Here is a 20,793-nt window from a genome sequence, read left to right on the forward strand (position 1 = left end):
GACCGGCGGGTCGACACCCTCGGGTACGTCGCCGTTCCGTTCCACCCGCACCGCCCGACTCTCCGCGCCTGCGCTCATCCGCCGTACCTCTCTCCCTACCGCCATCTAGGAGGACGGCCGGAACGTGTCCGGACTCGCCGCCCGCCAGTCCTCGGCCCACCCGGGTGGAGCCTGGTCCACCAGTTCCCCGGGAGCCAGCCACTCATGCAGGTCGGCATAGGAGCGGCTCCGCATGCCGGTGACGTTGCGACGCAGGTGATGGGGGGTGAGTTCGGCCGGATCCCGCACCCCCATCGAGGCCATGATGCGGACCGCCTCCTCCACCGTCGAGTGCTGGTAGCGGCGTACGCGCTCGCTCTTGTCGGGCACGTCGAGGGCGCGCGCCCGACGTGGTGACTGCGTTGCCACGCCGACCGGGCATCGTCCGGTGTGGCAGCGCTGCGACTGGATGCAGCCGGTGGCCATCATCATCGCCCGGGCGGCGTTGGTGTAGTCGGCTCCCTGGATCAGACGCTTGACGATGTCGTTGCCGGCCGCCACCTTGCCGCTGGCGCCCACCCGGATCCGATCACGCAGACCCGCTCCCACCAACGCGTTGTGCACCGTCATCAGGCCCTCGGTCAGCGGCATCCCCACGTGGTCCTCGTACTCCAGCGGAGCGGCACCGGTGCCGCCCTCGGACCCGTCGACGACGATGAAGTCGGGGCCCGTCCCGACCGCGAGCATCGCCTTGCACAAGGCCAACACCTCGACCCGCGAGCCGACGCACAACTTGAGCCCGACCGGCTTCCCGCCGGCGAGATCGCGCATCCGGGCGAGGAACCCGACCAGCTCGACCGGCGTACCGAAGGCTCGATGGGCCGGGGGGCTGACGCACTTCTCCCCGACCGGCACATCGCGGATCCGGGCGATCTCCTCGGTGACCTTCGCCGCGGGCAGCACGCCCCCGATCCCCGGCTTCGCCCCCTGGCTGAGCTTCAGTGAGACGGCCTTGACCTGGTCCTGCCCCGCCTTGTCCGCGAACTCGTCGGGATCGAAGTCTCCCGCAGAGGTGCGGGCTCCGAAGTATCCGGTGCCGAGCTCCCAGATGAGGTCGCCGCCATGCTCCTGGTGGTACGGCGAGATGCCGCCCTCTCCGGTGTCGTGCGCGAACCCGCCCTGCTGCGCCCCGAGGTTGAGCGCCCGGATGGCGTTGCCGGACAGGGCACCGAAACTCATCGCGGAGATGTTGAGCAGCGACATCGAGTACGGCCGTCGACAGTCGGGACCGCCCACCATCACCCTGGGCGGCTGCTCGGGCGCCGTCACCGGGAGCGCCGAGTGGACCAACCACTCGTAGCCGACCTGCTCGACGTCACGCTCGGTCCCGAATGCCTGCTCACCGTGGATGCCCTTGGCGCGCTCGTAGATGATCGAGCGGGTGGCCCGGTCGTAGGGGCGACCGTCCCAGTCCCGCTCGACGAAGTACTGCTGGATCTCCGGTCTGATCCCCTCCAGCAGATAGCGGAGGTGGCCGACCGCCGGATAGTTGCGCAGCACCGAGTGCCGACGTTGGAGCAGGTCGTAGGCCGCCACGGCCGCCGAGGCCGCACCGAGCGAAGCCAGGATCCGGGAGGGGGTCGGTGAGATCATGGGGTCCTTCCTCTGGACGAGGGCACGGCAGACCTCGCCACGCTACAGACGTGCTCGGCATGCCACCCGGCACCGAGGAGGTACGGGTTGTGGGGCAGGCCTCCCTCGGCCAGGGTTGCCCCATGAGCGCGCGCACCACGGCCGACGGCCGCCTCCACGAACTCGTCCCCGGCGTCCACGCCTGGGTGCAGCCCGACGGATCCTGGTGGGTCAACAACGCCGGCCTGGTCAGGGGCCGGGACGCCGCCCTGGTGGTCGACACCTGCGCGACCGCCCGACGTACCGAGCTCTTCCTGGCCGCGGCCGCGGACGCCGCCGGCGGTACGCCGATCCGTTGGGCCCTCAACACCCATCAGCACGGCGACCACACCTACGGCAACAGCCTGTTGCCGGCGTCCACGACGATCATCGGGCACACCCTGATGCGCGCGGGGCTGAGCGAGGACCCGGTCATCGACGGGTGCCCGCCGTTCTGGGATCCGGTGCCCGACTGGGGTCCGGTCGTACGCCGACTGCCGGATCTCGCGGTGGAGGGCGCCGTCGTCGTCCACCTCGGTGAGCTCGACGTACACCTGCTGCATCCGGGTGGCCCGGCTCACACGCCCGGCGACCTGGTGGCCTGGCTGCCCGACCGGCGCGTGCTCTTCACCGGCGACCTGCTCTTCTCGGGTCTCACCCCGCTGGTGTTCATGGGGTCGGTGACCGGGGCGATGCGGGCCCTCGACTGGATCGCGGCCTTCGACCCGGCCGTCGTGGTCCCCGGCCACGGTCCGGTGGTGGAGGCCACCGGGCTGGGCGGGGTGCTGGCGGAGCATCGGCGCTACTACGGGTTCGTCGCGGCCACTGCCGAGCGCGGGCTGGCCGCTGGCCTCTCACCGCTGGAGGCCGCGCGCACCGCCGACCTGGGCGAGTTCGCCGGATGGGCGGACTCCGAGCGCCTGGTGCTCAACCTGCACCGGGCCTACGCCGACCACCACGGCACGGACCTGGACGTGATCGCGGCCTTCACCGACGCCACCGCGTGGCTCGGCGGGCCGATGCACACCCACGTCTGATCCTCACGCCCGGGCGAACGCCCGCAGGTAGAGCTTGGTCAGCAGCGGCACCGCCCAGATCAGCGCGTTGGGCACCACGAGGGTCAGGGTCGCCGCGGTGGCCAGCAGCGGTGGCCAGTCGGCGGTGAGGGGGTGCAGCAGCGTCTGGACCAACGCCGCGAGGGGGAAGATCGCCAGCCAGGTCACGACGATCCGGGCGGGCAGGGGAACCACAGGCATCAGGCATTCACTCACTTTCAGGAAGAGGGTACGAGCCGAGGCCCGCACCCCCGAAAACAGCGTCAGCGGACACCATCTGTCCGGTTGGTGGCCTAGCGTCGGAGCATGGAGATGAAGCTGGAGCTGGTGGGGGTGCCGGTGACCGATGTCGACCGGGCCAAGGAGTTCTACGAGCGGGCGGGGTTCGTGCTCGACCACGACCACACCGTGAGCGAGGAGGTCAGGTTCGTGCAGATGACCCCACCCGGGTCGGCATGCTCGATCGCGTTCGGCCGCGGCCTGACCCAGATGACGCCGGGGTCGCTGGACAACCTGCAGATGGTGATCGCGGACGCCGACAGCTGTCGGGCCGAGCTGCTGGATCGCGGGGTCGAGGTGAGTGACGTCGATGACCAGCCGTGGGGCCGGTTCGTCTACTTCTCCGACCCCGACGGCAACGGCTGGGCACTCCAGCAGCTCCCCGAGTGGTCCGCGGGTGCGGGCGGCGACGGCGTCCAGCCGCTGGCCTGAGGTCCGGTGCGGAATCCGGTTGAGCACCCCACCGGAGGCACGCCACGCTACGGGGTGACCGATTGTCGACCGGACCACCGTCAGGGGACCACATGATTCACGCACGAGGACTCGTGCAGACCTTCCAGACCGGGAAGGGCAAGGAGAAGAAGGAGGTCCACGCCGTCAACGGGGTCGACCTCGACGTCGAGGAGGGCGAGGTCGTCGGCTTCCTCGGTCCGAACGGGGCGGGCAAGACCACCACCCTGCGGATGCTGACCACCCTGCTCAAGCCCACCGCCGGCACCGCCACCGTGGCCGGGTACGACGTGGCCACCCAGCCGGAGAAGGTGCGCCGCAGCATCGGCTACTGCTCCCAGGTCGGCTCCACCTTCTCCGGGGCCTACGCCGGTGACGAGGTGGCCGACCACGGGATGCTCTACGGGATGTCCAAGAAGGATGCGGTCGCGAAGGGACAGGAGCTCTTCGAGCGGCTGGACCTCGGCGGGATGTGGCGCCGGATGCCGAAGAACATGTCCGGGGGGCAGAAGCGTCGCCTCGACATCGCGATGGCACTGATCCACAGCCCCGGGCTGGTGTTCCTCGACGAGCCGACCACCGGCCTGGACCCGCAGGCCCGGATCAATCTGTGGCAGCACATCGGTGACCTGCGCCAGAAGCAGGGCAGCACCGTCTTCCTGACCACGCACTACCTCGACGAGGCGGACGCTCTGGCCGACCGGATCATCATCATCGACAAGGGCGACATCGTGGCCAGTGATACCGCCGACAACCTCAAGGCCGCGGTCGCCGGCGACCTGGTCAGCCTCGAGGTGGCCGGCGCTGAGCAGGCCGCGATCGCCCGCGACAAGCTCGCCTCCATCAGCGGGCAGGTCGAGGTCGAGGGCCTGATGGTCCGTGGCCGGGTCACCCGAGCGGGTACGGCGGTGCCGGGCCTGCTGCGGGATCTGGAGTCGAGCGGCGTCTCTCTGGAGTCCATCGAGGTGGCCCGGCCGACCCTGGACGACGTCTTCCTGGAGCTGACCGGTCGCTCGCTGCGCGATGCCGAGGCCGCCACCGAGGACCCCGCCGCCGTCGAACTCGACCACGAAGGAGCCCACCGATGAACGCCCTCGACTCCTCGGCCCCGCCGCGCATCGCCTCGAGGGGTGCGCAGGGGAGCCGGTTGAGCACCTTCTTCCGCGAGTCCTGGATCGTGTTCAACCGGCAGATCCGGATGAATCTGCGCAACCCGATCTGGGTGATCGTCGGCATCATGCAGCCGGTGCTCTACCTGCTGCTGTTCAGCCCGCTCCTGGAGCCGCTGATCGAGCAGTTGGGCGGCAACCAGTTCAACTGGTTCGTGCCCGGCATGCTGGTGCAGCTGGGCATCTTCGGCGCGATGTTCGCCGGCTTCTCCCTGATCGGCGAGTGGCGCGAGGGGGTCATCGAGGCGGAGCGGGTCACCCCCGCCAACCGGACGGCCCTGCTCTTCGGCCGGCTCTACCGCGACGTCCTCCAGATCTTCGTGCAGGCCCTGATCCTGGTCGCGCTGGGGATGGTGACGGGCATGCGTTTCGAGCCGATCGGCATCCCCGTCGGGATCGCGATCACCGTGGTGATCGGCGGCGCCTGCGCCGCGGCCTCCAACGCCTTCGCCCTCCAGGTGAAGAGCGAGGACATGATGGCCCCGGTGATGAACATGCTGCTGATGCCGATCCTGCTGCTCAGCGGCATCTTCCTCCCGATGGACTTCGGTCCGCAGTGGCTGCAGTCGCTGGCCGACGTCATCCCGACCAAGCACATCGTGGACGCCGTCCGCTCGGCCTTCGAGGGCGACCTCAGCTTCGGCGCCCTGGCACCCGGTGTCGCCTGGTCGGCGGTGATCTTCGTGCTGGCGGTGTGGTGGGGCACCCACGTGTTCAAGAAGGAGAACGCCTGACCTGACCGGAGGAGTTGTGAGTGCCGGCGCGGGCCATGGTCCGCGCCGACACTCACGTCTCGACGCTGTCAGCCGACCGGCGGCGTGCCGTGCGATCGCGGACCGTATCTGACCTGGACTCGCCGTAACGTCGGACCATGACCACCGTGCGCACCTACCCCGAAGGCGTCCCGTCGTGGGTCGACCTCGAGCCCGCCGACCTGCCGGCCGCATTGGACTTCTACGGCCGGCTGTTCGGATGGACCTTCCAGGAGATGGGGCCACCTGGACAGCCGCCGTCGTACGTCGTCGCCCAACTCGACGGGCGCGACGTCGCCGGGTTCAGCCCGGGATCCGGCGAGGCGGCGCCGGTGTGGAACACCTACGTCGCCGTCGATGACGCCGAACGAGCCGCGGGTCGGGTGACCGAGGCGGGCGGACGCGTCGTCCTCAAGCCAGCGGCAGCCGGCGAGGGCGGTCGCCTGGTGGTCTGCGAGGACCCCGACGGGGTGCGGTTCCGGCTTTGGGAGGCCAACCGGCGTCCGGGCGTCCAGGCCACCAACGAGCCGGGCTCGTGGAACTTCAGCGACCTGCACGCCGAGGATCCGGAGCGGGCGATCGCCTTCTACCTCGATCTCTTCGGCTGGGTGGTGAGCGATGTGGGGTTCGCGGCGATGATCCAGCTGCCGGGTTACGGCAACCACCTGGCGGCCACGATCGATCCCGGCATCCATCAGCGCCAGTCGGACATGGAGGCACCACCGGGCTTCGCCGACGCCGTGGCCTGGCTGGCCGGCGTCGGTCCCGATGAACGGCCGCACTGGCACGTGACGTTCGCCGTGGCCGATCGGGACGAGAGCGCCGCCGCGGTCGAGCGCTTGGGCGGCACCGTCCTGGGCGGCACCGACACCGAGTGGGCCCGCACTGCGCTGGTCCGCGATCCCCAGGGCGCGGTCTTCACCGCGAGCCAGTTCCTGGGGTGACGGCCCGGTCAGCCGGCCAGACCCTCGACCACCTCGGCACCGGGCAGTTCGGCGAGCAGGCGGCCCGGTAGGAGGAGCTTCGACCGACGCAGGCCGGAGCCGACCACCGCCGTCCCCACCTCCGGCACCCTGTCGTCCAGCAACAGCCTCCAGCCGGCAGGGAGGCCAACCGGGGTGATGCCGCCGTATTCCATCCCTGACTCCTCGACCGCCCGGCCCATGGGCAGGAACGAGCACTTCCGCACCTCCAGCAACCCCTTGACGGTGCGGTTGACGTCGGCGCGGGTGTCGGCGCGCACCAGGCAGGCGGCGATCCGCTCCTCGCCGGCCCGCTTGCCGCCGATGAGCACGCAGTTGACGGAGTCCTCCATGTGCAGACCGTCGTAGGCCGCCACCAGCGCCGCCGTGTCGGCGAGGTCGGGGTCGATCTCGACCACCGACACCTCTGCGCCATGCTGCCACTGCGCCAGGGCGGCGCGCACCGGTGCGGCCACCAGGTCGGGGCGGTCCAGCGCGGGCACGGGGGTCAGGGTCTCGATCGGCATGCCCCCATGATGCCCAAGCTCAGGCTCGGTGCCACGGTGCGTCGGGCCGGGTGGGGGCGGCGGCGGCGGAGATGCGTACGCCGTACCGCGGCACCCCCTCGTCGGGCATCGGCCCGAGATAGGTGTGCCCGGTCATCCGGCACCAGGCGGGCAGGTCGATCGGGGCGACCGGGTCGGTGGTCTGCAGGTGGACGACGGCGCCGTCGGGCAGTCGGGCGGCCTCATCGCGCAGCAGGATCAACAGGCGCGCGCAGCCGAGGTCGCCGCCGTCGATCAGGTAGCTGCCGTCGGGGCGCGGCTGCGCGCTGGGAATCATTGCGGGTGCCTTCGGGGGTCCGGCCGGTGACGGGGAGTCCATCATGACAGTGCCTCAGCGCCGGTCGACGAGGAGCGGCTGGGCGACGTCCGCGACCGGCCCGACCGCGTCGAACAGATGGCCGCGGGCCAGTCCGGTACCGGCCGGTCCGAGGAGGGTGCGGGTGTCGAGGAACAGCCACTCCCCGGCCGGCGGTCGCAGGATGGTCACGGTGAGGGTCGGTGGGATCGAGAGCCACTCGTCGACCGGCAGTCGGATCGAGAGTCCGTTGACCGAGTCGGCCAGGACCAACATCCGCTCCACCGGTGAGGTGGTCTCCCCCGCGACGAGCGGGATGCGAGGCCGCCCCCAGGCCGACGTCGCACCCAGGACGTCGGCACCCCCGGTGACGAAGCGCCACTCGACGGCGTTCGCGTACCCCCAGGACCGCCCGAGACCGGGCGTGGACCGTTGCGGCTGCTCGGGCGGAAGCGCGGGCGGCGTGGCCACATCGGCGAGGTCGGCGGTGGAACCCTCCGCGCTCCGGATCCGCCAGACCAACGCGGTGGCGGCCAGGCGGTCGTCTGCGAAGAGCCGGGCGTGGATCAGTTCGATCCGACGGCCCGGGCGGACGACCTCGGCCTCGGTGCGGATCCGGCCCTGCGGAATCGCCCCCAGCATGTCCACGGTGATCCGGCTGAGCTGCATCCCGTCGTCGGGGCGGCAGCGCTCGGCGGCCCGGGCGAGCAGGGCCGAGGGCGGACCGCCGTGCTGGGCGGTGTCGTCCCAGGGGCTGGAGGTCGCGACCGTGGAGTCGAACTCGTCATCGCCGACGGGCAGGTAGAAGGCGGCCGGGGCCTGGGCGTTTCCTGACACGGTGGTCCTCTCTGTCGCCAGCACCATGCCACAGCGCCGCGGTGACCGACGCAGCACCCGGTCCGGTCCGTCGGGTCCGGATCCCCGGGCTCAGGCCGAGCGTGGGGAGTACATGATCACGGCGACGCCGACCAGGCAGATCACGGCACCGATCACGTCGTACCGGTCGGGCCGGAAGCCGTCCACCGCCATCCCCCACAGCAGGGAGCCCGCGACGAAGACACCGCCGTACGCCGCCAGGATCCGGCCGAAATGGGCGTCGGGCTGGAGGGTCGCGACGAAGCCGTAGAGCCCCAGCGCAATCACGCCGGCCCCGATCCACGCCCAGCCGCGGTGTTCGCGGACGCCCTGCCAGACCAGCCAGGCTCCACCGATCTCGGCGAACGCGGCCAGGGCGAACAGGATCAGCGACTTCGCGATCGTCATGGTCGATCATTCTGGCCGACGGGTCCGGGAAGCAGAACGACCGGCTGGTCAGCGTCCCGCTCAGGCCGTCACTGGGCAGCCCACACGGCGAGCTCGTTGCCACCGGGATCGACGAAGTGGAACCTCCGCCCACCCGGGAACGCGTACGGCTCCTCGGTGATGCGCCCGCCGGCGGCGCGCACCGCGGCCAGGGTCGCGTCGAGGTCCTCGGAGTAGACGATGACCAGGGGAGTACCGGACCCGGCGACCGCGTGCGGGTTCAGCCCGCCGACCTCGCCCTCCCCCGCACTGGCGCGGATGCCGGCATAGTCGGGGCCGTAGTCGTTGAACGCCCACCCGAAGACCTCGGCGTAGAACCTCGTGGACGCCTCGAGGTCCGGAGCGGCGAACTCGACGTAGTCGATGGCGTGGTGGATCGGATTCATACCCGTGATCGTGGCAGGACCTCCCGCCCCAGGCCAGGGTCCGAGGCGGCGTTCCGGTCCACCGCCCACGCGCCCGAGCCCGCGCGCGGGGCGCCCCGGGTCTGGTTGGATGGCGCCAGCGGCAGGTTCCGGGGTTCGGGGGTGGACGGGATGACCTGGATGACGGCGTACGCCGGGATCCGCCTCCGCTCACGGGGTCCGAGGACCAGTGCTGTCCAGGGGCGATCCGGGTGCTCGAAGTCCACCCCGGTCGCAGGCTGATGGATCCGGAGCCACCCCGACCCGGCGGGCCCTCGAGGCGACAGTGGTTGATCTTCCTGGTGGCCAGCCTCCTGGCCGTCCTGGTGGGCGTCGCGATCATCCGGCTGGTCGGCGCGGTCGACTGGTCCGCGGTCGGCGGTGCCCTGGGTCACCTGACCTGGTGGCAGCCCGTGGTGCTGACCGCGGTCCTGCTCGTACGGCAGTTCTTCAACGCGCTGCCGCTCGCCTTCTACATCCCGGGGGTGGGTCCGTTCCGCGCCATGGTCAACGACCTCGTCGGCACGATGATGGCGACCGTGGTCCCCCCGCCAGGCGACATCGCGGCGAGGGTGGCTCTGTTCCGCACCTGGGGGGTGCCGATCCCTCCAGCGATCGCCGGTGTCACGCTGAACACGCTGACCTTCTACATCGTCCGGTTCGGCGCACCCCTGATCGGCTTCGTCCTTCTCCTGACGACCGGCCACGAGGCCGGGCTCCGCTGGCTCGACCTGCTCAGCGTGGCCATCGCCGCCGCGATCCTGGCGGGCCTGCTGCTGGTCATCCGGGCGGAACGCACCGCGCGGGCCGTCGGGGATCGGAGCGGTCGGATCATGCGTCGGTTCCGCCGCGACCTCGACCCCGCCGCCTGGGCAGACGGCTGCGTCAGGTTCCGGGAGGACGCCGCGGCGCGCTTCTCCTGGGGATTCCCACGGTCGCTGGCCGCGACCGTCGGGATGCTGGTCGCCGACCTGACCCTGCTCCTGCTGTGCCTGCGCTTCGTGGGTCTGGACACCAGCGAGATCTCGGTGGCCGACGTGGCGATCGCCTACTTCTTCGCCTACCCGCTCACCGTGTTCTTCTTCTCCGGCCTCGGCATCGTCGACGCGCTGATCATCGCCGCGCTGGTCGAGGCGGGTGGGCCGGAGGTCGAGGCGGCGGCGGTCGCCGGCCTGATCGTGTGGCGGGTGTTCTTCATCGGCGGTCCGATCGCCCTGGGAGCCATCTGCCTGCTGTTCCTGCGCGGCACCCTCCGCGGGTCGCGCGAGGCTGCCGTCGACTGACCACGGGCGAGTCAGCCAAGTGGGCCCGGTGCGGTCAGCCGGTCCGGCGCGGCCCGGGAGTGCGTCTGGACCGGGCGCCATCGAGCGTCGCGGCGCGATCGATCGGGCCGGGGACAGGACGAGAAGGACCCGCCGCGAATTTTTTTCGAGACATTCGGGCATTCGCCGGACAGGACACGATGGGCGGGTACATGATTGCTCTCAGATCCCGCAGGTGACCCGAGACGCCTGCGGGATCTGCTATTTCTCCGGGGCGGACGCCGGCCCGACCGGATCTGCGTCGTACGCCGGATGCACGCTGCCCACCCGGCGTACCGTTGCGAGGTGGCCGCCCAGGTAGGCGGCCCCGGCCATCGCTCCGGCTCCCGCCATGCCCAGGACGACGCCAGCGCCGTGCCGGCCCCGCGCTCGGGCGAGCCAGGACGCGGCGAAACCGCCGACGGCGGCGGCGTTGGTCACCGCGTGCACCAGACCCACCCGCTTCTCGCGGGGGCCCGCCTCCACCCACTCGGCCCAGCCGCTCCACGCCGTGGGGCCGAACGCCACCAGCCCGACCCCGATCAGCCGCTGTGCGGCGCGCGCGGAGTCCCGGCCGCCGATCAGGTCGAGGACCAGCGCAGAGGTCCAGGTGCCGAGGACGACGTCGGTGAGGGCCGGGTGGAGCGCGTGCCCGAGCCACTCCCCGCGCAGCACCTTTCCCTTGGTACCCGTGCCGAACGCCTTGCGGATGTGCGGTTCCAGAGTCTCGATCGGGCCGTCTAGCGTCTCCGCCTCCTCCAAGCGCGCCGCCCACCGGGCCGGGCCGGGCAAACTGGTCGGGGTCATGGGCTCTCCCTCGGGTGCCTACGGTCGAGGACGCTCCCCACCGTCACCACCCCACGCTGCCGCCTCCAGCGGAACGGGTCAACGGCATGGCTCGCCCGACCGCGCGGGACCGCGTCGACGGGACCCCCTCGGATCAGTCGGGGGTCTGGGTGCTCTCGCGTCGGGTGCCCTCGGGGTCCTCGACCCGCTCGTCGGACTCCTCCAGGATCGCCTCCGCCTGCGCCTCGGGATCCTCGCTGCCGATCCGGTTCTCCTCGGGCAGCAGCTCGGCCCGGCTGGCGATGCGGTCTTCGTCGGGTGTGTGGCTCACCCTTCGACACTAACCAGCGCCCCTGAGTCCAGGCATTCCCCCGGCGCGCCAACCGCGCCGATCAGGCGGCGGCCTCGCGGGCGGCCTCGCGCGGTCCGAGCAGCGGCACTCCCGAGGAGGAGCGCTCACTCCCCCGGCCGCACCAGGCCGCATTCGTAGGCGAGGACGACGGCCTGGACGCGGTCGCGCAGGCCCAGCTTGCCGAGCATCCGGGCCACGTGCGTCTTGACCGTCTGGACACTGAGGTAGAGCTCGGCGGCGATCTCGGCGTTCGACCTCCCCCGGGCGACCAGGATGAGCACCTCGGCCTCGCGCTCGGTGAGCAGGTCGTACCCCGGTGGCGGCGGCCGGTGTCCGGTGCGGGTGAACTCGGCGATCAGCCGACGGGTGATCGAGGGGGCCAGCAGCTCCTCGCCCCGGGCCACCGCGCGCACGCCGGCCACCAGCTGCCGGCTGGGGAGGTCCTTGAGCAGGAAGCCGCTGGCCCCGGCGACCAGCGCGTCGTAGACCAGCTCGGACCGGTCGAAGGTGGTGAGGATGACGACGCGGGTGCCGGGCACCGCCCCGACGATGCGGCCGGTGGCCTCGATCCCGCCCAGCTCGGGCATCTTCAGATCCATCAGCACCACGTCCGGCCGCAGCCGGCGCGCCTGCTCGACCGCGGCCACGCCGCTCTCGGCCTCGCCGACGGTCTCCAGGTCGGGTTCGGAGTCGACGATGAGGCGCACGCCGCTGCGGACCAGTTCCTGGTCGTCGGCGATCAGGACGCTCGTCATCGGGGCAGCCCCGCCGTACGCCGATCCACCACCGCTTCCAGGGGCACCTCTGCCCGGACCCGGAACCCGCCTGCGGCCGTCGTACCCCAGGACAGGGTGCCTCCGCCGGCCCGCAGTTCGGCGGCCAGACCGACCAGACCGGTACCGGTGCCCTCGGTGCCGGGTCCGCTGTGTTCCCCGTGATCGCCCACCTCGAGCCGGATGGTGTCCCCCACCTGCTCGAGCACGACCCGGGCCGGCGCGCCCGGGGCGTGCCGGGCGACGTTCACCAGTGCCTCGCGGAGGACCCGGAGCACCAGGCGCGCGCCGGGGCGGCCCAGCGTCAGCTCGCCGTTCGCCCGGACCTCGGCCGCCACGCCGATCTCCTCGGCCAGGGCAGAGATCGTGTCACGGTCCAGTACGCCGGCGCTGCCCTCCAGTTCCGCCAGGCCGGTGCGCAGCTCGGTGAGCCCGGAGCGCGCGGTGGCCGCGATCCTCCCGAGTGCCTGGTCGACCACGGCGGGGTCGGGCACCCGCTGACCGGCCCCCGCCTGCACGCACACCACGGTCATCGCGTGGGCGACCGAGTCGTGCAACGCGCTCGCCATCGACTGCCGCTGGCGAGCGACGGCCCAGCGCAGGTCGGCCCCGCGGCCACGCTCCAAGGCGGCCACGGTCCCGGCGATCCGCTGCCCCCGCCCCCGCCAGCTGGCCACGACCCGACCCAGCGCGACGGCGGCGGTGGCGAAGGCGACCACCGGAAGGACGTCCGCCCAGCCCGGATCGCCTCCCGCGAGGAACGCCAGCAGGGCGGTCCACGGAACCAGCAGCCCCACCAGCCACCACCGGCCGCGGCACCACGCCCCCACCGCGTAGGAGGCGAGCAGCATCAGCGCTACCGGGGTGACCAGGTCCGTGAGCGGGGCGAGCCACAGGCTCATCGCCGTACCGAGCACCCCGACGCCCGCGGTGGCCAGCAGCGGGTGCGGGCGGCGCCAGGCCAACGGCGCCGCCACCAGGAAGGACATCGCGACGGCCCACCCCGGTTCGGCGTCCGGCGGGACCAGGAGCGTCTCCACGGCGAGGCCGGCACCGCAGGCGACCGCGATCGCCAGGTCGAGCGCGCCGACCGTCGGCCGCGGTGACGGTATCTCCTCCGCAGGATCGGCGGACTCGTCGGCGGGCAGCGGCGAGGTCCGCAGCGTGCCCAGCACCTCCCTGAGCTGGTCCAGGGCCCCGCGCGCGACGCCCTCGACCTCCGCCAGCGCCGCCACGGCGTCCTCGGGGGACCCGCTGCGTCGGGCCCCCTCGGCCCGCAGAGCGATCGCCCCGACCCGCTGCGAGATCCCTCGGTGCACCTCTTGCTCCACCCGGGTCTGCTCGGCGAGCCGGGCGGCCTCGACCTCGACCAGCCGCTGGTCGCGCAGCGCGGCGACCAGGCGGGTGAGCTCGCGCACCTGTCGCGCACGAGCGCTCACCAGCGCTCCCGCCACCGCGGGCCCGCCCGCCACGAACAGGAAGAACGCGGCATCGTCGAGCCAGTGGTACTCGTCGCCGGCCAGCTGGTTGGCGAGGGTCAGCAGCACCACCATCCCGGCCACGGCCAGCACGGCCGTGCGCGTCGAGGTGCACGCTCCCACGGCGCACCCGGAGACGGCGGCGCCCAGGACCATCGGGCCGGCGACATACCAGCCTGGTCCTGCCGCGGCGTCCAGGAGCGGCAGCAGGCACAGCAGCGCCGCCAGGCTCAGCACCATGACCGGGCGGCGCAGGACCCCGCCCGCGCGCTGAACGCCCACGGTGGTGCTCACCTGGTCAGGCTAGGTCTGCCAGGCTCGCCGGCGCGTCACTCTTCGGAGGTATCCGATCGAGGCCGGGTTCACTCCCCGGAGGGACGACGCCGAGCCCACCGGAGCCGGAGCGTGGTCACATGAACACCACCACCACGTCATCCCGTATCGCCCTGACCGCCGCCACCCTGAGCGTGGCCTTCTGGGCCGCCAAGTCCGTCGCGATCGGCACTGCCGGCGGACTGGGCATCAGCCCCTGGGAGAATCCTCTCTACTTCGCTGGACTCCTGTGCCACGTCACCGCCGTGGTCAGCCTCGGCCTGGCCCTGTCCACGGGGCGTCACCCGGCGCAGCGAGCCCTGCTCGTCGTGGCCCTCATCGGTGGGGCGCTCGCCATCACGGTGCTCGTCGGCACGATCGCCGCCTCGCTGGAGCCGGCCGCTCCCTCCTGGATGTGGACCGAACTGAACCTGTGGGTGATCGGCCTGCTCACCCTCGCCGCGGCCTGGCTCGTCGTACGCCGACAGAGCCTCCGGGCCTCCGCGGACCACTCACTCATCCCCGCCAGCTGAATCGGCGATCGGTGAGGATGCCTCCGTGTCCGAGAGCGCCGTGGGACGCCGGTGACCGTTCGGGTTGCGGGATCCGAGTCCCCGGCTCATCGCTGCTCGTGCGTCGGACCCGAGGAGTGTCCTGCCGCGACCGGCGACGGGGCGGAGCGCTGCCGCGAGCGAGCGGTACGGAGCGCGCAGATCCGTGACCGGATGCGCGATCCCTGCGCGATGACGGTCACCCCTCCGATGACGATCACGCCGCCGACGATCTCGCTGACCAGCGGTGCCTCCCCGAGCCAGACCCAGGCGATGAGCACCGTCACGGGGGGAACGAGATAGAGCAGGGACGTGGAGGTGGCGATGGGTAATCGGCCGACCGCGACGGCCCAGAGGACGAATCCGAGAGCGGAGGGTAGGAGACCGAGGTAGACGGCGCAGATCCATGCGTCCAGAGGTGCGGTGTTGAGCTGGTGCCAGCCGAAGGGGACGAGCGGCGCGGTGAGCAGCGTGCCGACGACCATGCAGTAGGTGGCGATCTCCAGCCCGCTGTACGTGACCGTCAACGGGCGCTGGAGCGGATGGTAGATGCCCTGCACCACCATCGCGGCGACGACGATCAGCACCGTCATGGAGGCCGCGACCGTTGCCCGGGCGAGGCAGACAGCGGTGACGCCGGACAGGGCGAGGACGCTGCCGAGGATGGTGAATCTCGAGATCGGCTCTCGGAACAGCATCCGCGCAACAGCCACGGAGACGAGAGGTGCCGCTGCCACGATGATGCTCGCGGTGCCGGACGGCACGAACAGCTCGCTCGCGTTGAGCAGGAGCTGGTAGGCGAACATGCCGAAGAAGCCGGCGACGGCGATCCAGGGCAGATCGCGGCGGTGCGGCACGCGCACGCCCAGCTTGGCGCCCACGGCGAGCAGCACGACGGTCGCGACCAGCAGGCGGACGAACGACAGCCCGATGACGCCCAGAGTCGGAGCGGCGACCTGGATGGCGGGAAACGCGCTCGCCCACAGGACCACGACACCGACGCCGGCCAGGACTCCCCGATCCACCTTCACGAGTTCTACTCTCAGCACTGACTGACGTAAGCACAAGTGAATAGTTGTTATCCATCACGTCATCCTGGTTTACTCGAACCTGTGTTGGATGTACGCAAGCTGCAGATGCTGGCCGGGCTCGAGCGGCTCGGCAGCGTCGCTGCCGTTGCCGCGGAGCTGCATCTGACCGCGCCGGGTGTGTCGATGCAGCTCGGCGCGCTCGAACGTGAGCTCGGCATCGTCCTCACCGAGCGGCGAGGTCGGCGACTCGCGCTGACCCCCGCGGGCACTGCGCTCGCGGCCCACGCACGTGACCTGATGGACCGGCTGTCGCTCGTCGACATGGAGGTCGACGCATTACGACGCGGAGCGATCGGCACCTACCGCCTGGCCGCGTTCCCCTCGGCTGCGCGCACCTTCGTCGCCGACCTCTGGCGGGGCCTGATCCGCGATGATGCCGGCATCGGAATCGGCCTGCAGACGCTGGAGCCGGACGCCGCGTTGGCCGCTGTCCTCAGCGGTGGCGCAGACCTGGCGATCGTCCACTCGTACTCCAACGTGGCGCGCGAGTTGCCGGAATCCATGGTGAGCGAGCACCTGGTCACCGAACCGGTGTGGGTCGCGATCAGCGAGGATGATCCTCTCGTCGGTGACCGCATCAGTCTGGCAGACCTCGCCGACCGCGACTGGATCACGCCGACCCGCGACCTCACCTGCTTCGAGATGGTCGACCGCGCCTGCGGACTGGCAGGCTTCCGGCCCAGAGTCGTGGCCGAATCCGCCGACTTCGACGTGCAACTCCAGCTCGTCGATGCCGGTGTTGGCGTGTGTCTCGTCCCAGAGCTGACCGTTGCCGCGGTTCCCGCGGGTGTCCGCCTGGTCTCACCCACCACTGAGCTTCGACGTCATCTCGCCCTCGCGTACCGGGAGCCTCGCCGTGCAGACGTCGGACTGCGCCGCATCATCGATGACCTTCAGGCGATCGCTCTCACCCGCAGTGGGTCTCGACCCCGAAGCACGATCGACGCCGGCTGACAGCGGCATCCGTCGAGGCACCAACCCGGACGGCGAAGGCCGGGTCGAACGGCGCGGTGTCCGGCTCGAGTCGGTACCCCTCGAACGTCGAGGGTCGTCGAGCAGCCATCGATGAGCGGGCGCCGTCCTACCGGAGGAGTAGTCCCACGGGAGTGCCGCGGCGCTGCGATGACACCCTCAGTCGGATGCCCGGGCGGTGCCCCGAGCGGCAGCCTCGTCCCATGACCAACGCACTCGTCCGACGGATCACCGCACGACCGCGCACGACCCTGGTGGGCGCCCTGCTCTTCCTTCTCGTCGCCGGGTTCGTCGGGGGCGGTGTGGCCGCGTCCCTGACCGACGACGGCTTCGTGCTGGAGGACTCGCCGTCCGCGCAGGCCGAGGAACGGCTCGCCGAGGCCACCGGGCTCGCCCCGGACGCGGGGATCGTGCTCCTCGTCGACACCAGCACCGACACCAGCACCGACACCCCGGCGGGAGCGGCCGAGATCTCCGCGGTCGAGGCCGAACTCGCCGCCATCCACGGGATCGCGCGGACGGCGTCCCCGGTCTCGGCCCCGGGCAGCGGACTGGCGGCGCCCGACGGGGACAGCGCGATCGTCGCGGGCACCCTGACCGCCGAGGCGGACGACGGCGCGGTGACCGAGGACGTGCTGGCCGCCTTCGAGGACGAACCGGATGTCTCCGTCGGCGGGCCACTGGTCGCCAACGAGCAGATCGGCGCACAGGTCGGGGAGGACCTCGCCCGCGCCGAACTCATCGCGATGCCGATCCTGGTGCTGCTGTGCCTGCTCTTCTTCGGCCTGCGCGGCGCGCTGCTACCGCTCGCGGTGGGCGCCTCGACCGTGCTGGGCACCTTCCTGGTGATCGCCGGGATCAATCAGGCGTACCCGATGAGCGTGTTCGCGCTCAACCTGATCATGGGACTCGGGCTGGGCCTGGCGATCGACTACACCCTGTTCGTACTCACCCGTTTCCGCGACGAACTGGACGCCGGCGCCGACCCGGGCGGCGCGATCGCGGTGACGATGCGGACCGCCGGCCGGACCGTGCTGTTCTCGGCCGCGACGGTGTCGGCCGCGATGATCACCCTGACCCTGTTCCCCCAGGGCTTCGTGAAGTCGATGGGGATCGCCGGCGCGGTCGTGTCGCTGGTCGCGGCCCTGTCGACGATGGTGCTCGGCCCCGCGCTGCTGGCCCTGTTCGGTCGGCGGCTGGCCCACCGCCGCCCACGGGCGACGTCCGATACCGGCGGCTGGTACCGCCTCGCCACGGCCGTGATGCGGCGGCCCGGTCTGGTGGCCGTGACCACGGCGCTGGTGATGATCGCCCTGGCCGCGCCCGCCCTCCGCGCGCACTGGACGCCGATCGACGGGTCGGTCATCCCTCCCTCGCAGAGTGCGCGCACCGTCTCCGACGCGCTGGAGGCCGACTACTCCGGCAGCGGCACCACCTCGGTGACCGTCGCGATCGAGGCCACCGGATCGGAGGCATCGGCCGACGTGGCGGCGTACGCCGAACAGGCGGGCACGCTGGCCGGCGCCCCGGCGACGGCCGAGCAGGTCGGGCCCCACACCTGGCTGCTGGAACTCCCCGTCGAGGGTGCGCCCGAGGACGACGCGGCCCAGCAGCTGGTCCAGGACCTCCGCGCCGTCGACAGCCAGGTGGACGCACGGGTGGGCGGTCCGGCGGCCGCCTTCATCGATCAGCAGGAGGCCCTGGCCCGGGCGATGCCGCTCGCGCTCGGCCTGCTGGTCGCCCTGACCATGCTGGTGCTCTGGCTGATGACCGGGTCGGTGATCCTCCCGATCAAGGCCGTGCTGATGAACGTCCTCACCGTCGGCAGCGCGCTCGGCCTGCTGACCCTGATCTATCAGGACGGCCGCCTGACCTCGCTGCTGGACTACACGCCCAACGGTGGCGTCGAGCCGACCGACTTCGTCGTCTCCGCGGCCGTCGTGTTCGCCCTCTCCACCGACTACGGCGTCTTCCTGCTCGGCCGGATCAAGGAGTTGCGCGACGCCGGCCTCGGTGAGCGGGAGGCGGTCGCGGTCGGCGTCCAGCGCACCGGTCACGTCGTCACCGCCGCGGCGATCCTGCTGGCGGTGGCGATCGGCGTCTTCAGCACCAGTTCGATCTCGTTCATCCAGCAGATCGGCGTGGCGGTCGCGTTCGGCGTACTGATCGACGCCTTCGTGGTGCGGACCTTCCTGGTGCCGTCCCTGATGGGGCTGCTGGGCCGGTGGAACTGGTGGGCACCGATGCCGCTGCGGCGGCTGCACGACCGGATCGGCCTCGCGGAGCCGGGCCCGGTGGACTACTCCCAGGAGACGATGACAGACACCGAGCCACGGCCTACGGTTCAGAGGTGACGCCCGGCATCGCGCTCCGCGACGTCGCCGTCGTCCTCGCTCTGATCGGGGCGATGGTGGCGGAGGCGTTCTGGTTCCCTTACGACGACCAGCAGCTCACCTGGCTGACCTGGGTGCTCGTCGTCGCCACCGCGCTCCCGGCCCTGGTCAGCCGGACCCATCCGGTGGCGGCCCTGATCGCCAGTTCCCTGATGCTGTGGCCCACCACCCACCTGTGCCCGATCGTGCAGACCTCGCCGTTCGCCGCGATGGTCGCCGGCTACTGGCTCGCCCGCACCCGCGGTCGCCGCGCCGCCGGCATCACCGTGCTCGCGATGGTGCCGTGGGTGCTGTTCCTGCTGGGCCACGGCGGCACCGAGAAACTGTTCAGCCTCGAGACCCCGAAGAACCTCGCCCTCATCGCGCTGCCCGTCGTGCTCGGTCTCGCGTCCCGCTACCGCGAGCAGTCGCACCAGGCCCTGGTCGACCGGGCCGAGCACGCCGAACGCAACCGGGAACAGGAGGCTCTGCGCCGGGTGGGTGAGGAGCGGCTGCGGATCGCCCGCGAGGTCCACGACGCGGTCTCGCACTCGATGGTGGCGATCAACGTGCAGGCCGGCGTCGGCTCCCACCTGATCGATCAGGATCCGGCCACCGCACGGCAGACCCTGCTCGACATCCGCCGGATCAGCGCCGAGACGCTCGCCGACCTGCGCGGCATCCTGGGTCTCCTCCGTGAGGAGGGCGGGGCCGCACCCACCGAGCCGACGCTCACCCTCGACTCGCTCCGCGACCTGGAGTCGACCTGGCGCGCCGCGGGGCTCGACCTGGATCTGCGGATCGAGTTGGACGGGCAACCGCTACCGGCCGGGGTGGCCGGTACGGCGTACCGCGTCGTACAGGAGGGGTTGACCAACGTGCTGCGGCACGCCCCCGGCAGCCCGGCCCGGGTGTCCCTCACTCGGGCCGGTGAGGGCCTGACCATCGAGATCGCGGACCGGGGCGGTGAGCGTCCCGGGGAGGTCCCCGGCACCGTGCCCGACGCTGTTCCCGACGCCGTCCCCAACGGCAGCGGGGTGGGCCTGCGTGGGATGCGCGAACGGGTGCGCGCCCTCGGCGGCGCCCTCGATGCCGGTCCGCGACCGGACGGAGGATGGCTGGTCCGGGCGCGGCTGCCGATGCCGAGCCGGCACCGGTCCGGAACCCCCCTCCCCCACGCGGAGCGGACATGATCTCGGTCCTGATCGCCGACGACCAGCCGATGGTGCGGGCCGGTTTCCGTGCCCTCCTCGACTCCGAGGAGGACATCGAGGTCATCGGCACCGCCGCCGACGGTCTGGAAGCCGTCGAACTGGCCGCCGCCACCCACCCCGACGTCATCTTCATGGATGTCCGGATGCCTCGGCTCAACGGTCTCGAGGCCACCGCCCGGATCCTCGCCGACCCCGACCTGAACGGCACCCGGGTCGTCGTGCTGACGACCTTCGAACTCGACGAGTACGTCTTCGGCGCCCTGCGCGCCGGGGCATCCGGGTTCCTCCTCAAGGACATCGAACCGCAGGCCCTCATCGACGCCGTCCGCGTCGTCGCCGAGGGCCACTCACTGCTGGCACCCTCGGTGACGAAGGTCCTCATCGAGGCGTTCGTCGCCTCGCCGCCCGCCGGCGCGACACCCCCGTCCGGTGCCTCGCAGGTCGAGGTCGCTCGGGAGAGCACCGCCCACCAGCTCGACGCCCTGACCCCCCGCGAGCGAGAGATCCTCGCCCTCGTCGGCACGGGCCTGTCCAACCGGGAGATCGCCGGCCGCCTCGTCCTCAGCCCGCTGACCGTCAAGACGCATGTCTCCCACCTGCTGCTCAAGCTGGACGCCCGCGACCGCCCCCAACTCGTCGTACTCGCCTACGAGACCGGCCTGGTCGGCTCGACCTGACCGTCGGCTCGGTCTCCCGCCGGGTTCTCC

Annotated in this window: 23 protein-coding genes; 11 read left to right on the forward strand and 12 right to left on the reverse strand. The window is 71.6% G+C overall.

Annotation, left to right across the window (positions count from 1 at the left end):
* Positions 1 to 105 precede the first annotated feature (105 nt).
* Positions 106 to 1,632, reverse strand: a complete 1,527-nt coding sequence (locus G515_RS20490; protein ID WP_051218085.1) for an FMN-binding glutamate synthase family protein — start codon at positions 1,630 to 1,632, stop codon at positions 106 to 108.
* A 122-nt stretch (positions 1,633 to 1,754) separates the two neighbouring features.
* On the opposite strand from G515_RS20490, the gene G515_RS0109265 reads away from it, so the two are divergent.
* On the forward strand, positions 1,755 to 2,687 hold the full coding sequence (locus G515_RS0109265; RefSeq protein ID WP_028659923.1) for an MBL fold metallo-hydrolase: 933 nt from the start codon (positions 1,755 to 1,757) through the stop codon (positions 2,685 to 2,687).
* A gap of 3 nt (positions 2,688 to 2,690) precedes the next feature.
* On the opposite strand, the gene G515_RS20495 is transcribed toward G515_RS0109265, so the two are convergent.
* On the reverse strand, positions 2,691 to 2,906 hold the full coding sequence (locus G515_RS20495; RefSeq protein ID WP_051218087.1) for a putative antibiotic biosynthesis monooxygenase: 216 nt from the start codon (positions 2,904 to 2,906) through the stop codon (positions 2,691 to 2,693).
* A 105-nt stretch (positions 2,907 to 3,011) separates the two neighbouring features.
* Between G515_RS20495 and G515_RS0109275 the strand changes: the two genes are divergently transcribed.
* The 4 genes from G515_RS0109275 (at position 3,012) to G515_RS0109290 (ending at position 6,299) form a co-directional block, all read left to right on the forward strand.
* Entirely contained in the window at positions 3,012 to 3,416 is a 405-nt protein-coding gene (locus tag G515_RS0109275) for a VOC family protein (RefSeq protein WP_028659924.1), read from the forward strand.
* Between the two features lie 92 nt (positions 3,417 to 3,508).
* Positions 3,509 to 4,522, forward strand: a complete 1,014-nt coding sequence (locus tag G515_RS0109280) for an ATP-binding cassette domain-containing protein (RefSeq protein ID WP_028659925.1) — start codon at positions 3,509 to 3,511, stop codon at positions 4,520 to 4,522.
* Entirely contained in the window at positions 4,519 to 5,337 is an 819-nt protein-coding gene (locus G515_RS0109285) for an ABC transporter permease (protein ID WP_084653377.1), read from the forward strand. The genes G515_RS0109280 and G515_RS0109285 overlap by 4 nt, the downstream gene beginning before the upstream one ends.
* A 137-nt stretch (positions 5,338 to 5,474) precedes the next feature.
* Positions 5,475 to 6,299, forward strand: a complete 825-nt coding sequence (locus G515_RS0109290; RefSeq protein WP_028659927.1) for a VOC family protein — start codon at positions 5,475 to 5,477, stop codon at positions 6,297 to 6,299.
* Between the two features lie 8 nt (positions 6,300 to 6,307).
* Here the strand turns inward: G515_RS0109290 and G515_RS0109295 are convergent, their stop codons facing one another.
* The 5 genes from G515_RS0109295 to G515_RS0109315 form a co-directional block, all read right to left on the reverse strand.
* Positions 6,308 to 6,844, reverse strand: a complete 537-nt coding sequence (locus tag G515_RS0109295; protein ID WP_028659928.1) for a YbaK/EbsC family protein — start codon at positions 6,842 to 6,844, stop codon at positions 6,308 to 6,310.
* A 19-nt stretch (positions 6,845 to 6,863) separates the two neighbouring features.
* Positions 6,864 to 7,160 (reverse strand): sulfurtransferase TusA family protein, encoded by a 297-nt coding sequence (locus G515_RS0109300; protein WP_028659929.1) that lies wholly within the window; start codon positions 7,158 to 7,160, stop codon positions 6,864 to 6,866.
* A gap of 54 nt (positions 7,161 to 7,214) precedes the next feature.
* Positions 7,215 to 8,015, reverse strand: a complete 801-nt coding sequence (locus G515_RS0109305) for a thioesterase family protein (protein WP_028659930.1) — start codon at positions 8,013 to 8,015, stop codon at positions 7,215 to 7,217.
* A 90-nt stretch (positions 8,016 to 8,105) separates the two neighbouring features.
* Positions 8,106 to 8,441, reverse strand: a complete 336-nt coding sequence (locus G515_RS0109310) for a YnfA family protein (protein ID WP_028659931.1) — start codon at positions 8,439 to 8,441, stop codon at positions 8,106 to 8,108.
* Positions 8,442 to 8,509: 68 nt separating this feature from the next.
* The gene (locus tag G515_RS0109315) at positions 8,510 to 8,866 is read right to left on the reverse strand and encodes a VOC family protein (protein WP_036555162.1); all 357 of its coding nucleotides are present in this window, start codon (positions 8,864 to 8,866) and stop codon (positions 8,510 to 8,512) included.
* Positions 8,867 to 9,186: 320 nt separating this feature from the next.
* Between G515_RS0109315 and G515_RS0109320 the strand changes: the two genes are divergently transcribed.
* Positions 9,187 to 10,167 carry a lysylphosphatidylglycerol synthase domain-containing protein gene (locus tag G515_RS0109320; RefSeq protein WP_169570525.1) on the forward strand — a complete coding sequence of 327 codons (981 nt, stop codon included), beginning with the start codon at positions 9,187 to 9,189 and terminating at the stop codon, positions 10,165 to 10,167.
* Positions 10,168 to 10,407: 240 nt separating this feature from the next.
* Here G515_RS0109320 and G515_RS20500 read toward each other — a convergent pair whose 3' ends face one another.
* The 4 genes from G515_RS20500 to G515_RS0109340 form a co-directional block, all read right to left on the reverse strand.
* Entirely contained in the window at positions 10,408 to 10,992 is a 585-nt protein-coding gene (locus tag G515_RS20500) for a DUF2231 domain-containing protein (RefSeq protein WP_051218092.1), read from the reverse strand.
* Between the two features lie 133 nt (positions 10,993 to 11,125).
* A complete protein-coding gene (locus G515_RS23480; protein WP_169570527.1) occupies positions 11,126 to 11,302 on the reverse strand; it encodes a hypothetical protein in 177 nt (58 codons plus the stop codon).
* A 125-nt stretch (positions 11,303 to 11,427) separates the two neighbouring features.
* Positions 11,428 to 12,078 carry a response regulator gene (locus G515_RS0109335; RefSeq protein ID WP_028659934.1) on the reverse strand — a complete coding sequence of 217 codons (651 nt, stop codon included), beginning with the start codon at positions 12,076 to 12,078 and terminating at the stop codon, positions 11,428 to 11,430.
* Positions 12,075 to 13,868, reverse strand: coding sequence for an ATP-binding protein (locus G515_RS0109340; protein WP_028659935.1), 1,794 nt, complete (start codon positions 13,866 to 13,868; stop codon positions 12,075 to 12,077). Before G515_RS0109340 ends, G515_RS0109335 begins: the two co-directional genes overlap by 4 nt.
* Positions 13,869 to 13,987: 119 nt before the next feature.
* Here G515_RS0109340 and G515_RS0109345 point away from each other — a divergent pair, with 119 nt between their 5' ends.
* Complete coding sequence (locus tag G515_RS0109345; RefSeq protein ID WP_028659936.1) at positions 13,988 to 14,419, forward strand: hypothetical protein; 432 nt, start codon at positions 13,988 to 13,990, stop codon at positions 14,417 to 14,419.
* An 86-nt stretch (positions 14,420 to 14,505) separates the two neighbouring features.
* Here G515_RS0109345 and G515_RS20505 read toward each other — a convergent pair whose 3' ends face one another.
* Positions 14,506 to 15,468, reverse strand: a complete 963-nt coding sequence (locus G515_RS20505) for a DMT family transporter (RefSeq protein ID WP_051218094.1) — start codon at positions 15,466 to 15,468, stop codon at positions 14,506 to 14,508.
* Positions 15,469 to 15,549: 81 nt separating this feature from the next.
* On the opposite strand from G515_RS20505, the gene G515_RS20510 reads away from it, so the two are divergent.
* The 4 genes from G515_RS20510 (at position 15,550) to G515_RS0109370 (ending at position 20,763) form a co-directional block, all read left to right on the forward strand.
* Complete coding sequence (locus G515_RS20510; RefSeq protein ID WP_211220992.1) at positions 15,550 to 16,482, forward strand: LysR family transcriptional regulator; 933 nt, start codon at positions 15,550 to 15,552, stop codon at positions 16,480 to 16,482.
* Between the two features lie 221 nt (positions 16,483 to 16,703).
* Positions 16,704 to 18,854, forward strand: coding sequence for an MMPL family transporter (locus G515_RS20515; protein WP_084653381.1), 2,151 nt, complete (start codon positions 16,704 to 16,706; stop codon positions 18,852 to 18,854).
* Positions 18,851 to 20,065: a sensor histidine kinase gene (locus G515_RS22655; RefSeq protein WP_051218095.1), complete on the forward strand. Its 1,215-nt coding sequence runs from the start codon at positions 18,851 to 18,853 to the stop codon at positions 20,063 to 20,065. Before G515_RS20515 ends, G515_RS22655 begins: the two co-directional genes overlap by 4 nt.
* Positions 20,062 to 20,763 (forward strand): response regulator, encoded by a 702-nt coding sequence (locus tag G515_RS0109370; RefSeq protein WP_028659937.1) that lies wholly within the window; start codon positions 20,062 to 20,064, stop codon positions 20,761 to 20,763. Before G515_RS22655 ends, G515_RS0109370 begins: the two co-directional genes overlap by 4 nt.
* The last annotated feature ends 30 nt before the right edge of the window (positions 20,764 to 20,793 follow it).

The sequence above is a fragment of the Nocardioides insulae DSM 17944 genome, from assembly GCF_000422825.1.
Classification (GTDB): Bacteria; Actinomycetota; Actinomycetes; order Propionibacteriales; family Nocardioidaceae; genus Nocardioides; species Nocardioides insulae.

What these genes read in the sequence shown, in the direction of transcription:
- G515_RS20490 (WP_051218085.1), bottom strand. Translation starts at nt 1,632, where the DNA reads ATGATCTCACCGACCCCCTCCCGGATCCTGGCTTCGCTCGGTGCGGCC.
- G515_RS0109265 (WP_028659923.1), top strand. Translation starts at nt 1,755, where the DNA reads ATGAGCGCGCGCACCACGGCCGACGGCCGCCTCCACGAACTCGTCCCC.
- G515_RS20495 (WP_051218087.1), bottom strand. Translation starts at nt 2,906, where the DNA reads ATGCCTGTGGTTCCCCTGCCCGCCCGGATCGTCGTGACCTGGCTGGCG.
- G515_RS0109275 (WP_028659924.1), top strand. Translation starts at nt 3,012, where the DNA reads ATGGAGATGAAGCTGGAGCTGGTGGGGGTGCCGGTGACCGATGTCGAC.
- G515_RS0109280 (WP_028659925.1), top strand. Translation starts at nt 3,509, where the DNA reads ATGATTCACGCACGAGGACTCGTGCAGACCTTCCAGACCGGGAAGGGC.
- G515_RS0109285 (WP_084653377.1), top strand. Translation starts at nt 4,519, where the DNA reads ATGAACGCCCTCGACTCCTCGGCCCCGCCGCGCATCGCCTCGAGGGGT.
- G515_RS0109290 (WP_028659927.1), top strand. Translation starts at nt 5,475, where the DNA reads ATGACCACCGTGCGCACCTACCCCGAAGGCGTCCCGTCGTGGGTCGAC.
- G515_RS0109295 (WP_028659928.1), bottom strand. Translation starts at nt 6,844, where the DNA reads ATGCCGATCGAGACCCTGACCCCCGTGCCCGCGCTGGACCGCCCCGAC.
- G515_RS0109300 (WP_028659929.1), bottom strand. Translation starts at nt 7,160, where the DNA reads ATGATTCCCAGCGCGCAGCCGCGCCCCGACGGCAGCTACCTGATCGAC.
- G515_RS0109310 (WP_028659931.1), bottom strand. Translation starts at nt 8,441, where the DNA reads ATGACGATCGCGAAGTCGCTGATCCTGTTCGCCCTGGCCGCGTTCGCC.
- G515_RS0109315 (WP_036555162.1), bottom strand. Translation starts at nt 8,866, where the DNA reads ATGAATCCGATCCACCACGCCATCGACTACGTCGAGTTCGCCGCTCCG.
- G515_RS20500 (WP_051218092.1), bottom strand. Translation starts at nt 10,992, where the DNA reads ATGACCCCGACCAGTTTGCCCGGCCCGGCCCGGTGGGCGGCGCGCTTG.
- G515_RS0109335 (WP_028659934.1), bottom strand. Translation starts at nt 12,078, where the DNA reads ATGACGAGCGTCCTGATCGCCGACGACCAGGAACTGGTCCGCAGCGGC.
- G515_RS0109345 (WP_028659936.1), top strand. Translation starts at nt 13,988, where the DNA reads ATGAACACCACCACCACGTCATCCCGTATCGCCCTGACCGCCGCCACC.
- G515_RS20515 (WP_084653381.1), top strand. Translation starts at nt 16,704, where the DNA reads ATGACCAACGCACTCGTCCGACGGATCACCGCACGACCGCGCACGACC.
- G515_RS0109370 (WP_028659937.1), top strand. Translation starts at nt 20,062, where the DNA reads ATGATCTCGGTCCTGATCGCCGACGACCAGCCGATGGTGCGGGCCGGT.